Source organism: Mannheimia haemolytica (genome assembly GCF_004342115.1).
Lineage (GTDB): Bacteria > Pseudomonadota > Gammaproteobacteria > Enterobacterales > Pasteurellaceae > Mannheimia > Mannheimia haemolytica.
In genome coordinates, this window is the sequence record NZ_SMAC01000002.1 from 86,667 (window position 1) to 103,213 (window position 16,547).

The 16,547-nt window shown below is 40.7% G+C and carries 12 protein-coding genes; 6 read left to right on the plus strand and 6 right to left on the minus strand.

Annotated elements, in window-relative coordinates; translation table 11 throughout:
• Positions 1-85: 85 nt before the first annotated feature.
• Entirely contained in the window at positions 86-1,756 is a 1,671-nt protein-coding gene (gene ettA, locus EDC41_RS01160; RefSeq protein ID WP_020831146.1) for an energy-dependent translational throttle protein EttA, read from the plus strand.
• Positions 1,757-1,843: 87 nt separating this feature from the next.
• Positions 1,844-2,620: a DNA polymerase III subunit epsilon gene (gene dnaQ / locus EDC41_RS01165; RefSeq protein ID WP_006249073.1), complete on the plus strand. Its 777-nt coding sequence runs from the start codon at positions 1,844-1,846 to the stop codon at positions 2,618-2,620.
• 63 nt (positions 2,621-2,683) lie between these two features.
• Here the strand turns inward: dnaQ and rplI are convergent, their stop codons facing one another.
• Genes rplI through rpsF form a run of 4 tightly spaced genes read right to left on the minus strand, consistent with a single transcriptional unit; the run spans position 2,684 to position 4,074 of the window.
• Entirely contained in the window at positions 2,684-3,133 is a 450-nt protein-coding gene (gene rplI / locus EDC41_RS01170) for a 50S ribosomal protein L9 (protein WP_006249072.1), read from the minus strand.
• A gap of 15 nt (positions 3,134-3,148) precedes the next feature.
• On the minus strand, positions 3,149-3,376 hold the full coding sequence (gene rpsR, locus EDC41_RS01175; protein WP_005598105.1) for a 30S ribosomal protein S18: 228 nt from the start codon (positions 3,374-3,376) through the stop codon (positions 3,149-3,151).
• Positions 3,351-3,725 carry a primosomal replication protein N gene (priB, locus tag EDC41_RS01180; protein ID WP_006249071.1) on the minus strand — a complete coding sequence of 125 codons (375 nt, stop codon included), beginning with the start codon at positions 3,723-3,725 and terminating at the stop codon, positions 3,351-3,353. Before priB ends, rpsR begins: the two co-directional genes overlap by 26 nt.
• Positions 3,700-4,074 (minus strand): 30S ribosomal protein S6, encoded by a 375-nt coding sequence (rpsF, locus tag EDC41_RS01185; RefSeq protein WP_005598107.1) that lies wholly within the window; start codon positions 4,072-4,074, stop codon positions 3,700-3,702. Before rpsF ends, priB begins: the two co-directional genes overlap by 26 nt.
• A gap of 233 nt (positions 4,075-4,307) precedes the next feature.
• On the opposite strand from rpsF, the gene purD reads away from it, so the two are divergent.
• The 3 genes from purD to malQ all read left to right on the plus strand — a co-directional run bounded on the left by purD (position 4,308) and on the right by malQ (position 9,282).
• Positions 4,308-5,594, plus strand: a complete 1,287-nt coding sequence (gene purD / locus EDC41_RS01190) for a phosphoribosylamine--glycine ligase (RefSeq protein ID WP_006249069.1) — start codon at positions 4,308-4,310, stop codon at positions 5,592-5,594.
• A 33-nt stretch (positions 5,595-5,627) separates the two neighbouring features.
• On the plus strand, positions 5,628-6,767 hold the full coding sequence (locus EDC41_RS01195; protein ID WP_006251901.1) for a hypothetical protein: 1,140 nt from the start codon (positions 5,628-5,630) through the stop codon (positions 6,765-6,767).
• A 475-nt stretch (positions 6,768-7,242) separates the two neighbouring features.
• On the plus strand, positions 7,243-9,282 hold the full coding sequence (malQ, locus tag EDC41_RS01205) for a 4-alpha-glucanotransferase (RefSeq protein WP_006251899.1): 2,040 nt from the start codon (positions 7,243-7,245) through the stop codon (positions 9,280-9,282).
• 67 nt (positions 9,283-9,349) lie between these two features.
• On the opposite strand, the gene pnuC is transcribed toward malQ, so the two are convergent.
• Positions 9,350-10,081 (minus strand): nicotinamide riboside transporter PnuC, encoded by a 732-nt coding sequence (gene pnuC, locus EDC41_RS01210; RefSeq protein ID WP_006251898.1) that lies wholly within the window; start codon positions 10,079-10,081, stop codon positions 9,350-9,352.
• Between the two features lie 399 nt (positions 10,082-10,480).
• Between pnuC and EDC41_RS01215 the strand changes: the two genes are divergently transcribed.
• Complete coding sequence (locus EDC41_RS01215) at positions 10,481-14,632, plus strand: YadA-like family protein (RefSeq protein ID WP_115262450.1); 4,152 nt, start codon at positions 10,481-10,483, stop codon at positions 14,630-14,632.
• An 89-nt stretch (positions 14,633-14,721) separates the two neighbouring features.
• On the opposite strand, the gene EDC41_RS01220 is transcribed toward EDC41_RS01215, so the two are convergent.
• A complete protein-coding gene (locus tag EDC41_RS01220) occupies positions 14,722-16,494 on the minus strand; it encodes an SLC13 family permease (RefSeq protein WP_020831144.1) in 1,773 nt (590 codons plus the stop codon).
• Positions 16,495-16,547 lie beyond the last annotated feature (53 nt).

Consider the following 16,547-nt stretch of genomic DNA (forward strand, 5'->3'; position numbering starts at 1 on the left):
ACTTTACCAAAAGCCAAAACCACCCTATATTTTGGCTGTAAATTCAAGTAAAATAAGGCGAATTTTTTTGTGAGGAATACAACCAATGTCAACTCAATTTGTATATACGATGCACCGTGTCGGCAAAGTCGTGCCGCCGAAGCGTCACATTCTTAAAGATATTTCCCTGAGCTTTTTCCCGGGGGCGAAAATCGGGGTGCTCGGCTTAAACGGGGCGGGTAAATCAACGCTTTTACGCATTATGGCGGGCGTAGATAAAGAGTTCGAGGGCGAGGCTCGTCCACAACCGGGAATTAAAATCGGCTATCTTCCACAAGAACCGAAACTTGCCCCACAGCAAACCGTGCGTGAAGCGGTGGAAGAAGCGGTTGCGGAAGTAAAAAACGCCTTAACCCAGCTTGATGAAGTCTATGCGATGTATGCTGATGAGAATGCCGATTTCGACAAATTAGCGGCAAAACAGGCGGAATTAGAGGCGATTATTCAAGCCCACGATGGCCATAACCTTCAAAACCAGTTAGAGCGTGCTGCCGATGCGTTACGTCTGCCGGATTGGGACGCAAAAATCGAGCATTTATCAGGGGGTGAACGCCGCCGTGTGGCACTTTGCCGTCTGTTGCTGGAAAAACCGGATATGTTATTGTTAGATGAGCCGACCAACCACTTAGATGCGGAATCGGTGGCGTGGTTGGAGCGTTTCCTCCACGACTACGAAGGCACCGTAGTGGCAATTACCCACGACCGTTACTTCTTAGACAACGTTGCGGGCTGGATCTTAGAGCTTGACCGTGGTGAAGGCATTCCTTGGGAAGGTAACTACTCTTCTTGGTTGGAGCAGAAAGAAAAACGCTTGGCACAAGAGCAAGCGGCGGAATCGGCTCGTCAAAAATCGATTGAGAAAGAGTTGGAATGGGTACGCCAAAATCCAAAAGGTCGCCAAGCGAAAAGTAAGGCTCGTATGGCACGCTTTGAAGAGCTTAACTCAGGCGAATATCAAAAACGTAACGAGACTAACGAACTCTTTATTCCACCGGGTCCACGCTTAGGTGATAAAGTGATCGAGGTACAAAACCTGACTAAATCTTACGGCGATCGCACTTTGATTGACGACTTGTCGTTCGCTATTCCGAAGGGGGCGATTGTCGGGATTATCGGGGCAAATGGTGCGGGTAAATCAACCTTGTTCCGTATGCTTTCTGGTAAAGAACAGCCGGATTCTGGTTCAATCGTGCTTGGTGAAACGGTGGTAATGGCATCGGTCGATCAGTTCCGTGATGCGATGGACGATAAGAAAACCGTGTGGGAAGAGGTGTCGAACGGGCAGGATATTCTCACGATTGGTAACTTTGAAATCCCAAGCCGTGCTTATGTGGGGCGTTTCAACTTCAAAGGCGTAGATCAGCAAAAACGTGTGGGCGAGCTTTCAGGCGGTGAACGTGGTCGTTTACACTTGGCGAAGCTACTACAACGTGGCGGTAACGTGTTGTTACTGGACGAGCCGACCAACGACTTAGACGTAGAAACCCTGCGTGCGTTGGAAAATGCGCTCTTAGAGTTCCCGGGCTGTGCAATGGTAATTTCGCACGACCGTTGGTTCTTAGACCGTATCGCCACCCATATTTTAGACTACGGCGATGAAGGCAAAGTGACGTTCTACGAGGGTAACTTCTCCGACTATGAAGAGTGGAAGAAGAAAACCTTCGGTGAAGCCGCCACCCAACCGCACCGAGTGAAATATAAACGGATTGCGAAGTAACAATGTAGGGGCGAAATATGTTTCGCCCCTAATCAAATGCAGAATTAAGGGATAAAAATATTTCACCCCTACAATTTTAAATTGAATATGACAGAAGAAAAAATTATCCGCCAAGTAGTGCTGGATACTGAAACCACAGGAATGAATATGGCAGGTGGCCCGCCACAGATTGGGCATAATATTATTGAGATCGGTGCGGTTGAAGTCATTAACCGCCGTTTAACCGGCAGAACTTATCACGTTTATATCAAGCCACCGCGTGAGGTAGATGAAGAGGCGATTGCAGTTCACGGCATCACCAATGAATTTTTGCAAGATAAACCTGTTTTTGCTGAAATTGCCGAGGAGTTTTTGGATTTCATCAAAGGTGCGGAATTAATTATTCATAATGCCCCCTTCGATGTGGCGTTTATGGATCAAGAATTTTCTTATCTGCCTAATCCACCGGCAAAAACCGCAGAAATGTGTACCGTAACCGATAGCCTGCAAATGGCACGAAGAATGTACCCCGGCAAACGGAATAATTTAGATGCACTTTGCGACAGGCTCGGCATTGATAATAGCAAGCGTGTACTACACGGGGCGTTACTGGATGCGGAGATCTTAGCTGATGTATTCCTAATGATGACCGGCGGTCAGATTTCATTATTAGGCGAAGAAGAAACTGAAGTGGTAAGTGAAGTTATTGATATTGAAGAAGAATTTTCTGCAATTGTGTTAAATGCCGATGAGGCAATTATTCTTAAAGCAAACGATGAAGAGGAAGAGTCGCATTTAGCACTTCTGAAACTGATTGAGAAAAAATCCAAAGGAAATTGCCTATGGACAAAAGCATTAACCGACACAGCAGAAATATCTCACTGATTCTAACCAATAAATAAAGCAAACAAAAAACCCAGCTTTCGCTGGGTTTTCTATTTCTACTGATTATTCAGCAACAACGTTTACTGCTACAGTTGCATTCACTTCAGGGTGTAAGTGAATTTTAACTTGGTGTTCGCCGGTTGTACGAAGTGGACCTTCACCTAAACGAACTTCAGATTTAGCAACTCCAACACCTGCTGCAGTTAATGCTTCAGCGATGTCTTTAGCTGATACAGAACCGAATAAACGACCATCATCACCTGCAGTTGCAGATACTGATACTGCTGCTAATGCTGCAATTTTCGCTGCACGTTCTTGTGCAGTTGCTAATGCTGCTGCAGCTTTTGCTTCTAATTCTGCACGACGTGCTTCAAAGTGAGCAATGTTTGCCGCAGTTGCCATAACCGCTTTACCTTGTGGGATTAAGAAGTTACGAGCAAAACCAGATTTAACGGTTACTTGGTCGCCCACAGAACCTAAGTGAGCAACTTTGTCTAATAAAATAACTTGCATTGTACTCTCTCCTGATTATTGGTGGTTATCAGTATATGGAAGTAACGCAAGGTAGCGAGCGCGTTTAATTGCACGAGCTAATTGACGTTGATACTTCGCACGAGTACCAGTAATACGGCTAGGAACAATCTTGCCGCTTTCAGAAATGTAGTTCTTTAATGTAGCGATATCTTTGTAATCGATTTCAACAACATTTTCCGCTGTGAAACGGCAGAACTTACGACGACGGAAATAACGTGCCATTTGGCTTCTCCTGATCTATAAATTCAATTTGTTCGGTGTGTAAGACTAACTGATTTAAACCGTTAAAGTCTTTGTGAGTATGGATAAAACCTTTAATTCTCACGCTCTCACCGAGCTTAATTTGTTGGGTTAAATAACTAAATTGATTGCCTGCCAAAACCACTTGGATTTTGCACCACGCTTGGCGTTCTAAATTCACTTCGGTTTGGATTGAACGATGTTCTAACCAAAAACTGTAATGAGGCACACCAAGGGGGTTTAGGCTTTGTTTAACCAAGCTGGAAACCGTTCCGCTTAAGATTAAACAATTATCAATCGGCAAATTACTCGCCTGCTTCCTCTGATTCAACTTCAGCTACCGCTTCAGCAACTTTGCTTTCTTTCGCTTTCACCATTGGTGACGCTTCAGTTACTGCCGCTTTAGTGTGAACGATTAAGTTACGAAGAACTGCATCGTTATAACGGAAGTTAGTTTCTAACTCGTCGATTACACTTTGAGGTGCTTCTACATTCATTAACACATAGTGTGCTTTGTGAAGTTTGTTGATTGGGTATGCTAATTGACGACGACCCCAATCTTCTAAGCGATGAACTTGACCGCCAGCTTCTTTTACAGACGCTGTGTAGCGCTCAATCATTGCTGGTACTTGTTCGCTTTGGTCCGGGTGAACCATAAAAACGATTTCGTAGTGACGCATTGACTATCCTTACGGGTTAGCAGCCTCCAACTTTAGCCAGTCACCAACTTGTGGAAGCAAGGATTAAAAAACGAATGTGACTGAACGGCAGGATTATACTGAAAAAAGCCTATTTTGCAAGCAACAATTTCGTATTTTGCAAAAAATCCGAGAAAAACGACCGCTTGTCAGCAGATAAACAAATCAAGTACAATACGCAAACGTTTGCTTTATCATTTTTGCAAGGAATCCCAATGAATATTTTAATTATCGGCAACGGTGGGCGTGAACACGCTCTTGCTTGGAAAGTTCGTCAATCGCCGCTCGCAGACAAAGTCTTTGTCGCCCCCGGCAATGCCGGCACAGCGATGGAAAACGGCATTGAAAATGTAGCTATTTCCGCCACTGACGTGCCTGCCTTAGTTACATTCGCTAAACAAAATAGCGTAGGTTTGACGATTGTCGGCCCTGAAGCACCGTTAGTAGTTGGCGTGGTTGATGCTTTTCGAGCCCACGGTTTAACCATTTTCGGCCCGACCCAAGCCGCTGCTCAATTAGAAGGTTCTAAAGCATTTACCAAAGATTTCTTGGCTCGCCATCAGATTCCAACCGCAGAATACCAAAACTTCACCGAAATTGAACCGGCACTTGCCTACTTAAAACAAAAAGGTGCACCGATTGTAATCAAAGCAGACGGTTTAGCCGCAGGCAAAGGCGTAATTGTTGCAATGACTTTACAAGAGGCGGAAGATGCAGTGCGTGATATGCTGTCAGGCAACGCCTTTGGTGAAGCCGGCAGCCGTGTGGTGATCGAGGAATTTTTAGACGGAGAAGAGGCCAGTTTTATTGTGATGGTGGACGGCAAAAATGTCGAACCAATGGCAACCTCACAAGACCACAAACGTGTTGGCGAGGGCGATAGCGGCTTAAATACCGGCGGAATGGGGGCTTACTCCCCTGCTCCGGTGGTAACAAAGGCAATCCACCAACGTGTAATGGACGAAATTATTTACCCGACCGTGCAAGGAATGGCAAGCGAAAATACCCCTTACACCGGTTTTCTCTATGCCGGCTTAATGATTATGCCAAACGGTCAGCCGAAAGTGATTGAATTTAACTGCCGTTTTGGAGACCCTGAAACTCAGCCGATTATGATGCGTTTGGAATCAGACCTCGTTGAATTGTGCTTAAAAGCGTGCGAAGGCAAATTGGATAGCGTGCAATCAAAATGGTGTGAACAAGCCGCATTAGGCATTGTTTTAGCTGCCGCAGGCTACCCGGGCGATTACCGTAAAGGCGATGAAATCATAGGCATTCCGACCTCTACCTCCAATCAAAAAGTTTTCTTAGCAGGGGTTGAGCAAAAAGAAGGAAAACTGCTCACCAACGGTGGACGTGTACTTTGTGCCACCGCACTTGGCAACAGTGTATTTGAAGCTCAACAACAAGCCTTACAACTTGCCGAACAAATTCAATGGCAAGGCAAATTCTATCGCCGAGATATTGGCTACCGAGCAGTGGCAAGAAAACAAGCGAAATAATTTATAAACTCTTAAAACAAGGAAAAATTTATTATGAGTACAACACTTAATGAAATTAATATCACTGAACTCGATGCAGGCCCCGAAATTAAATCACTATCATTAAACGATGCAGTAAACTCTTTTCTAAATGACTCTGCGTGCCCTATATGTGGAAAAAACTGTCAATATTGGCAAAGACTAAAAAGATCTTTAAATAGAAAAGAAAATCAAGGTAAGGGAGATAAAGTTCTTGTGAAGAATCCATCTCCAATTTCTATTGAGAAAAATTTAATTAACGCTTATAAAGAATACAGAAAATTTGAAGAGGATTTAAAGGACAAAATCCACTCTCAAGAAAGTATATATGATCTAAAACTAGCTAAAGAATTATTTCATTCTTATACAAATTTAGCTAGTCATTTAAGTTTAGAGCAAGATAAAAATCATTTTAATGATAAAGCATTATTAAAGAATTATCCTGATAGTTTAAAAAGTGCTTTAGTACTTGCCGAATGGACTAAAGAATATCATGGCAAATATGATAACTTTATTAATGACATCAAATCAGATAATTGGACAAGTGCAGCAATTAACTTTCATTTAGGTATGGAGAAAGTACCATTAAATGATCTTATTTATAAAGAAATATATAACTACTGGGATAAAACATCATTGAAAGATGAATCAGAGAGGATTATATCAGCCAGTATTGAATTCAGTAACTATTTTGCTAATAAGTACTCTGAAAACATTGAAGAAGGTATTAAAAATGCAGAAAAAGAATTTAAAAAGAATTATAATAAAAGTCTAAGATATGATGCTAAAAAAGCACAGCAGAGGGTGCAAAAATATGTCGAAAAAGTCAACCAAAAGAATCCTCAGGCACTAAAAGATCTCGATAACATATCCAACTTAAAAAAAATTAATGAGAATTTAAAAAAAGCAGCAAAATTTACTGGTATTATTAGCAGTATTAAGGATTATTACGATCTAGCAGAAGGGTTTAGAAATGGCATAAAGTCTAATGATTGGGAACCTTTTTTAAAGACATCTGCTCAGATAGGTGCTTCAGCTTTAATGAGTATGTTAGTAGCCTCAATGATAACAGGCCCAACGACAATTGGGAGTATTATTATTAGTGCTGCATTTATTTCTATAGGGGGATATATTATTTCACTAGCTTCCCGTTAGATAGTCTTTGTTATACTCAATAGCCTACTATACTACCTATAGGCTATTGAACTATCATACATCAGCTCTATTAACCAAAAAAACAAAAAAAAATATTGCAAATAAAAATAAAATTATTGAGATAGGTCCAGAGTACATAATTAACTCATACTTTTTTTTAAGTTTAATCCTAAGAGCCTGAGCTACAAAAGGATATAAAAATAAATTAACCAGCAAATATAATAGAGTTATAAAATAAATGAAAAATGTATTTGAATTCCAGGCCTCAAAGCTACGCAAATCAGAAAAAAGCACAGCACAGGATATTAATAAAAACAAAAATGGTATATTTAATAATAAAACATAACCCTTTAGAGTTAAATTAAATTTTTTTAAAATCATATCACAAAGACAAACCTGTTGCCTACTCTTCTTACTCATATTAATCTTCACAAGATCGTTATTTTAACAAATACAGTAAAGGAAAAAAGTCATAATGTCAAACAAACAAAATACAGCTCACTATTTTTACTCCCCAAATATTAAAGAGTATGCCAGCCCCTCTGCTTTTGAGAAAATAGAGCGGCTTTTAAATACCGATAACGATTTGCAAAAAAATAATCAAATTCTACCGCTTGTTAAAGTGATTACTCAGCCAAATGCCGAGCAACAAGCGGTCGAAATTTCGCTGAATTTTACAAATGTAGCAAAGTGGCAAATTGTGCTTGAAAATGGTGAGGTTCGGAACGGTGAAATTAAGGCAGAGCAATCAGTTCTAACCCTGCCTGCCGATTTGCCTTTAGGCTATCATCAGCTTTCTATTTCAACTGAAAATGATGAAGAATCTTGCTCGCTGATTGTAACACCGCCGAAAGCTTTCCAGCCTAAGCCATTGGAAGAAAGGAAAAAGCTCTGGGGTGCATTTTTACAGCTTTATACTTTGCGTTCCGATAACAACTGGGGAATTGGCGATTTTGGCGATCTCAAACAATTCCTTGCCAACATTTCTGATTATGGTGCAGATTTTGTGGGCTTAAACCCTATTCACGCCCTTTTTCCGGCAGATCCTGATGCGGCAAGCCCTTACAGCCCGTCCTCTCGACTTTGGCAAAATATTATTTATATTGATGTTTGTGCAGTAGAAGCCTTTCAACAATCTGAACAGGCTCAACAATGGTTTAACAGTGAAGAAACTCAACGGCAGCTTGCTGAATTGCGAGCGAAAGATTATGTCGATTACAGCCAAGTAGCGCAACTGAAATTAAAGGCTCTGCAGTTTGCTTTTGAGCATTTTTCACAGCCATCTCAACAACAATCGCAAACCGAGTTCAATGCCTTTATTGAGCAAGCGGGCGAGCCATTAAAAATCCAAGCGACGTTTGATGCCTTGCACCAATGGATTTCATCTGAATTTGGCGAAAAAGGCGGCTGGACAAACTGGGCGGAGGAATACCAAAGTTACCATTCTCCTAAAGTAGCAGAATTTCAAACCTCACAGGCAACGCAGATACGTTTTTATATGTGGTTGCAATTTGTGGCAAACCAGCAATTAGCAGAATGCAACCAATTTGCTCAATCACTTTCAATGCCGATTGGTTTTTACCGCGATTTAGCCGTTGGTGTTACCCAAAGCGGAGCAGAAACGTGGGCGGATAAAGCCTTATTTGTGCAAGAGGCGTCAATCGGTGCACCACCTGATATGCTCGCCCCGAACGGGCAAAGCTGGGGGCTTTCTCCAATGCACCCGCATATTTTACAAAGCCGAGGTTATCAGCCGTTTATTGATTTAGTGCGTGCTAATATGAAACATTGTGGGGCATTGCGAATCGACCATATTCTCGGCTTTGCTCGTATGTGGTGGGTGGCGAACGGTGAATCGGCAAAAGAAGGGATTTATGTCCGTTATCCGCTCGAAGATTTGCTCTCTATTTTGGCATTAGAAAGCCAACGTCACCAATGTTTAGTGATTGCAGAGGCTCTTGGCATTGTGCCTGAAGGTATTTTGGATTCTCTCGAGCAAAAAGGCATTTTTGCCTACAATGTTTTTTATTTTGAAAAGGCAGAAAACGCGTTTAAACCGCTGGAAGATTATCCTTACCAAGCAATGACAACCCTAAGCACCCACGACTTACCAACCATTCAAGGCTATTGGAAAGGCTATGATTTTGAGCTAGGCGAAAAATTTAACACTTACCCAAGCAAAGCCGTATTGAGAAAGCTGAAAGAAGAGCGTTCGTATGACCGCTTGAATATCCGTAATGCGGTGGAAAAAGTGATGGAACTCGAGCCAAATGAAGTGGGGGTCACAATGAAATTTACCCATCAGCTACAACGCTATGTGGCTCACACTCACAGTGCATTATTCGGTACACAGCCCGAAGATTGGCTCAATATGTTAGAGCCGGTGAACATTCCGGGAACCAGCACCGAATACCCTAACTGGAGAAGAAAATTATCCGCAACCACCGAGCAGATTTTTGCAAATAAAGATATTCAACAACTGCTAAAAGATATAAACGAAATTCGTAAAGGATAATAACAAGCGGTCATTTTTAGGTAAATTTTTACAAAAAATGACCGCTTGTAATTTGTATTTATTCGCTCTATTGCTGATGTTTTCTGTGAAGTTTAATCCAGTTGTAATAACCGTAAATAGAGTTACATAAATACATCACATACATCACCAACAGCGGCAAGCTGGTTTCGCCGTTTTGGAAGTACATTGCCGTCCATAATGCAATGGTCATCATATTCACAATTATCCATAATGCCCATTGCTCACGGTAGCGAAGTACCATCAAAATTTGTGCCACAATCGAAATAACCACTGTTGCACCATCTAATATAGCTAACGCACTGCCTAAATATTTAAGCAATTCAATATAAAGAAATGTGCCGATAATGGTGGTAATGGCGACAATCACCCACTGTTTTGCGGTTAAAGCTTTAGCAATTACCTCTTCCACACCAGCATTATTTACCGTGTTTTCGCTGGTCATATTTTTACGCCAGAAATAGAAACCGATAAACTGCACCGGCACATATACAAGTAAATTCAGCATCATTTCACCATATAACTGAAAGGTATAAGAGATATAAGCATAAAGCGAAACGGAAATTAAGCCGAATAGATAGTTACTGATTTTTCCTTTACCGACAAATACCACGCATAAAATACCTGTTATTGCCGCAATAGTTGCAATCCAAGTATCGGGTTGATAAATAAAAATACCGATTTGAATCGCTAAAAAAACAATCAACCAACTTGCCTCAAAAGTGGTCCAACCACTAAAAAACTCTTGTTTTAACTTAGTTGAAAAAGATGAACAGCCCATATTTCCTCCATATAAAGTGAAGTATTCTTTTCAAATTCTAAGTTATTTAAATTAAGAAATCAAAATACAGAGTACCTTTTGATAAATATACGAAACATTTATTATATTAATAAACCTATATTTAATTGGCATTTAACTAAATCAGTGTTTTTTAAAACTAAAAAACATACCAAAAACCAAATAAAACTCTGCACTCCACCTCAATATTAGTACAAAACATAAAATTTAAAATAATACATTTATATCAAAAAATTGCTATATTTATTCCTAAAAAGCCACTATTTACACCATAAAACCTCACCTATATAATTTTTCAGCCTATTGTATATATTTGGCTAGGCAATACTCAAATCATTAAAATTATTAAAATTATTAAAAAATAAGAACAGGAGTAGTTCTATGAATAAAATTTATCGCATTGTTTGGAACCATGCAAAACGAACTTGGATTGTTGCTTCTAAATTATCAAGAAGTGCTAATAAATCTAATGCAACAAATACATCACTAACCACTAATATTATTAAACTCAGCACACTAAGTCTTGCGCTTTCTGCAGGTTTTGCAAGTGCTGCAACCTATTCACCAACCTATGGGACCATACCAGATAATAACCCACAAACATCTATCGCAATTGGTGATGGATCTAAAGTTAACTCAACACTAGTAAGCACAATAACAGGCTTAGAAGGAAATAGCGGTAAAGTTTCTACAGCATTAGGGTATAACACAACCGCGACAGCCGATTTTTCAACTGCATTAGGAGGCTTTGCTAACGCTAGTTTTGCTTCAACAGCTGTTGGTGGGCAAGCCACTGCCGATAAACGTTCCGTAGCAGTAGGGTACAATGCAACCGCAATGGGCTTACGTGAAGTTTTTATTGGCGATCATGCCGGATTAAATCACTCTAACAGCACAGAATACAATATTGGTATTGGTTATTCGGCTAGCTCTAATGTAACAGGAAACAATACGATTTCTATTGGTAATACTGCTGGAGACGGTACTAGTGGTAGCCACAATATTGCAATTGGTACTTATGCTAATGCAAAACTAGCAGGACCTACTACAAATGTAACCAGTGATGATAATATCGCCATCGGTAATTCCGCTCTTGCAAATGGTGTTAATAATTACAAAACTACAGCAGCAACAGGAGAAACGGTAATAGGAAAAGCAACTGCTGTAGGTAGTCATGCCAATGCAACTGGTATTGTTAGCTCCGCCTATGGTGCTGAAGCTAACGCAACAGCTATTCACTCCACAGCAATTGGTGCAAAATCTCAAGCAAATGGCGATAACTCAACAGCAATTGGTTATGAAGCGAAGACTTCAGGCCACGGTGCAACCTCATTAGGTTATTATGCAAATGCAACAGCAAATTTAACTACTGCTGTTGGTACTCATGCGGGTGCAACCAGCGATTATGCTTCTGCATTTGGTCGTGAAGCCAATGCAAGTGGAGGTTCTGCAACCGCTTTAGGCAATCGTGCTACTGCATCAGGCGCGGCTTCTGTTGCACTAGGGGTAAGCGCTAAAGCAACAAATCAACGCACAATTGCAATCGGAGAATCATCAAATGCTTCCGCCTTTAATGCAACCGCTATAGGTCGAAATGCCACTGCTGAACATACCGATTCGATAACGCTAGGTAGCAACTCAGTTACAGCTATAGCCATACCAACTACAAATGCAACTGTAAATGGTATTACATATAGTGACTTTGCTGGAACAAATCCAATTGCTACAGTAAGTATTGGGGCGGAAGGCAAAGAGAGAACTATCACCAATGTTGCTGCAGGACGTATATCTTTAAGCTCTACAGATGCCATAAACGGTTCACAATTATATTTAACACAACAAGCTATAGGTAATGTTGCTGCAACAACCGCAAATATCTTAGGTGGTGGGGCAGCTGTTACTGAAAATGGAAATATCACTTTCCCAACCTACGCTTTAGTGAATGGCACACCAGATGCAGATAAAGAAGGCAAACAAGGGAGATACACTACTGTTTCTGCAGCACTAAGCGCATTAAACACAGCGGTGATCAGTCCGTTAACCTTTGCCGGTGATACAGGAACTAATTTTGAGCGCCATCTAGGTTCAACAGTCAAGATCAAAGGCGGATCTACAGGCATATTAACCGAGAATAATATTGGTGTTGTAGCTGATGGCAATAGTACTTTAACCATAAAATTAGCAGAAAAAGTTAACTTAGGCGCTAATGGTTCATTAACAACAGGTGATACCGTTGTTAACAATACAGGTATCACCATCGCTAACGGCGTTGCAGACAAACCGGTAAGTCTTACTAAATCTGGCTTAGATAATGGCGGTAATAAAATCGCCAATGTTGCCGCAGGCGATGTAGATACTGATGCGGTCAATGTCAGTCAACTCAAACAAGCTATCAGCAAATTTGCAACTCATTATGTTAGTATTTCAGATGATGGCATTCAACGTGCTAACTATGATAATTCAGGCTCTAGCGGTGTTAATTCAATGGCTATCGGCGTTGCAACAAGAGCTAATGGTGAGCTGGCAACCGCATTAGGCTCTGAAGCAGAAGCAAACGGTGAACGTACAACTGCAGTTGGTCCTCGCGCAACAGCTGATGGTATGAATGCAACTTCTATAGGCTACAATGCGAATGCAAATGCAACAAATGCCCTCGCGGTTGGTTCTGCAGCCAATGCAAATGCTGATACCTCAACAGCTATTGGTACAGCTTCAACAGCGACAGCTACCCGTGCAACTGCATTAGGCTCTAAATCTGAAGCTACCGGTGAAAATTCAACCGCTGTAGGTTATGAAGCAAGTTCAATCGGTGCAGATTCTCTTGCTGCAGGCTATAACGCAAATGCTTCGGGTACACAGTCAACCGCTTTAGGTAACTCTGCTAATGCAGGTGGAATATGGTCAACTTCTGTGGGTAGAAATGCCAATGCTGCAGGTAGCTCTGCGATTGCTTTAGGTAACAGTGCAAATGCAGCCGGTGTAGCTTCTATTGCATTAGGTGTTTCATCACAAGCAACAACAACTGCTGCAGTGGCTCTTGGCCAAAATGCAAAAGCAACACACCAAGGTTCTGTTGCATTAGGTACTAACTCTGCAACAGTAGCCACAGTTGCAACAAAAAGTGCAACGCTAAATGGCAATACATACACATTTGCAGGTACTACGCCAAGCTCAACTGTAAGTATTGGTTCTGTAGGCAATGAACGTACTTTAACGAATGTTGCAGCAGGTCGTATTTCGGACTCATCAACGGATGCTATCAACGGTTCACAACTTTATGCTGCTTATACCGAAATTGATGGTTTAAACACGAAAGTGAATGAGTTAAGTAATGGAGCACTTACTTTTGTAGATGATGCTGGTACTGAAATTGTTCGTAAATTAGGTACTTCTCTGAATGTTAAAGGTGGGGCCGATGCAACCATATTGACTGATAATAATATCGGTGTAGTGGCAACAGATGCTAACACATTAACAGTTAAATTAGCGAAAGACATTGATTTAACTCCTGCCGGCTCCGTAGCTGTTGGTAATTCAAAACTAAATAACAACGGCTTAACCATTAATAATGGCCCAAGTGTCACAATGACAGGTGTCGATGCTGGCAAATTAAAAATAACTAATGTAGCTGATGGTGATATTTCACCTATCTCAGCAGATGCAGTTAATGGTAGCCAACTTTACGATACGGCAAATACTATTGCTACCGCTTTAGGTGGTAATTCAAGTGTAAATGCAAATGGTGCTGTTTCAGCCCCAAGCTATACTGTGGTTGATGGCGCTCCTACAAATGAAGTTAGTAAAACGGTCAATAATGTAGGCTCTGCAATTACTGCGTTAAATGATGCAGTAACCAGCCCACTAACATTTGCAGGTGATACCGGCACGCCATCTCAACGTAAATTAGGTTCTACTGTTACAGTAAAAGGTGGGGTATCTAACGAATCACAACTAACTGATAATAATATCGGGGTTATTTCAAATGGTAATGGTTCATTAACGGTTAAATTAGCTAAAGATATTAAAGTTAATTCTGTCACAGCTCAAACAGTAACAGCTAACATTGCTGTAGCCGATACTGTTAAGACTGGTGATACAACCATTGATACTAATGGATTAACTATTGTAGGGGGACCGAGTATAACTAAAACAGGTATTAATGCAGCAGGAACAAAAGTGACTAACGTAAAAGCAGGAACTGAAGATACTGATGCAGTTAACTTTAGCCAATTAAAAGCAACAGAAAAAAATATCAATAATAAGATCAATAATATTGATTCAAAAGTAAACAAAGTTGATAAACGTTTACGCGCTGGTATTGCTGGTGCAACTGCAACCGCAGGTTTACCGCAAGCATATCTACCAGGTAAAAGTATGTTAGCAACGGCTGGAGATACATACCGTAATGAAGCTGCAATCGCAGTAGGTTATTCTCGGATTTCAGATAACGGGAAGGTTATCTATAAATTAACTGGGAACAGCAATACCAGAGGCGACTTTGGTGGTAGTATTAGCATGGGTTATCAATGGTAATTTTCCAATAGAAAATTGATTTATTGCTGAATAAAAAAGGTTTACAGAGTTTCTGATCTGTAAACCTTTTTTCTATAATTATCTATCAATTATGGATTAAAAGGGAAGAAAATCGGAATTAATACTATCCCTAAAATCCAATAGATTACATTTAGCGGTAAACCAATTTTAATAAAATCTGTGAATTTATAGCCACCTGCACCGTATACCATCGTGTTGGTTTGATAGCCAACAGGGGTCATAAAGCTGGTCGCAGCCGCAAACATTACGGCAATAATGAATGGGGAAGCATCTACCCCTAACATTTTAGCGGTAGAAACCGCAATAGGCGTAAGCAACACGGCAGTCCCTGCATTACTCATAAATTCGGTTAACACCATTGTCAGTAAATATAATACAGCTAACACCACTAAAGGCCCGAACTCCCCTACTTTACCAAGCGTGTTATCAACAATAAATTGCGCCGCCCCACTATTTGCCATCGCTTCACCTAATGGCAGTAATCCAGCTAAGACTAAAATGATTTTCCAGTCAATAGATTGATAGGCTTCTTCAGCCGTTAAACAACCAGCAACACACATCGCAACTGCACCAATTAAGGCACTCACTGAAATAGGAACCCAGCCTAAGGCTGCTGTTGCCACCACCAAAACCATTACCCCTAAAGCAAATTTACTTTTCCACGATTCCTCCGTTTTGACTAAATCAGAAGATAACACAATAAAGTCTTTATCTTGGCGTAACGTCTCCATATCCTCTTTTGGTAATGTGAGTAATAAAATATCCCCCATTTTAAAAGCAGTGGTGCGTAAACGCTCACGAATTACTTTACTTTGGCGTTGAATGCCTAACACCGTTGCATTTTTATTCCAACGCTGTTGTAAAATAGGAATAGTCCCTCCTATCCAACGAGAAATAGGAGAAATCATCACTTCAGCCACCATCAAGTCTTCATCCAGATTATCTTCATCATTCTCACGGCGTCCATACACAACGTGGTGCAATCCATATTTTTCTCGTACTTTTGCTAAATTTTCCGATTCACCCCGCAACAATAAAATATCATGTTTTTGCAATACTTGATGACTCGGTGTCGATAATCTTTCCCCATCACGCAAAACACCAATAGTAAATAGATTAAATTCTTCATTTAATCCTGATTCAAATGTACTTTTGCCAATTAATACAGAGTCTTTATTTACTTTAAGTTCAGAAACATATTTTCCAAACCCCTCACCATCTTCAAGTTGCAAATGTGATTCGGGTAATAAGAAACGGCTGGTCACTAATAAATAGGCAACCCCAACCACTAAAAAAATAATCCCCAAAGGGGCAAATTCAAACATACCGAAACCGGAATGCCCTTGCTTTTGAGCGATTGCATTAACTAATAGATTAGTGGAAGTGCCGATCAGTGTACAAACACCTGCCATTTGAGAAGAAAATGATAACGGAATAAGGGCTTTGGAAGGAGCCATTTTTATATTCTGTGCTGCGACAATCACAATCGGAATTAATACTGCGACCACTGCCGTATTATTCACAAAAGGAGAAACAGCAGCATTTACGCCACAGAGTACAAGCAAGAATAACCAAGGGGATTTTACCTTAGCAAGTAAACTGCCTACACTATCTAAAGCACCACTATTTTGTAAACCAGCAGCTAATACAAACATTGCAGTTACGGTTACAGTAGCTGAGTTTGAAAATCCACTCAGAGCAGATTTGGTATCAACCTGCCCTAATAATACTAATGAACACAGCACTAAAATCGCAACTGCGTCCATTCGCATTTTTTCAGTTGCAAATAAAAATACGGCAATCCCAGTGACCGCCAATGTTGCAACAATATCCCAAGACATAAATGCTCCTTTTTGAAAGAAAATAGCTGCATTAGCAGAACTAATGCAGCCCC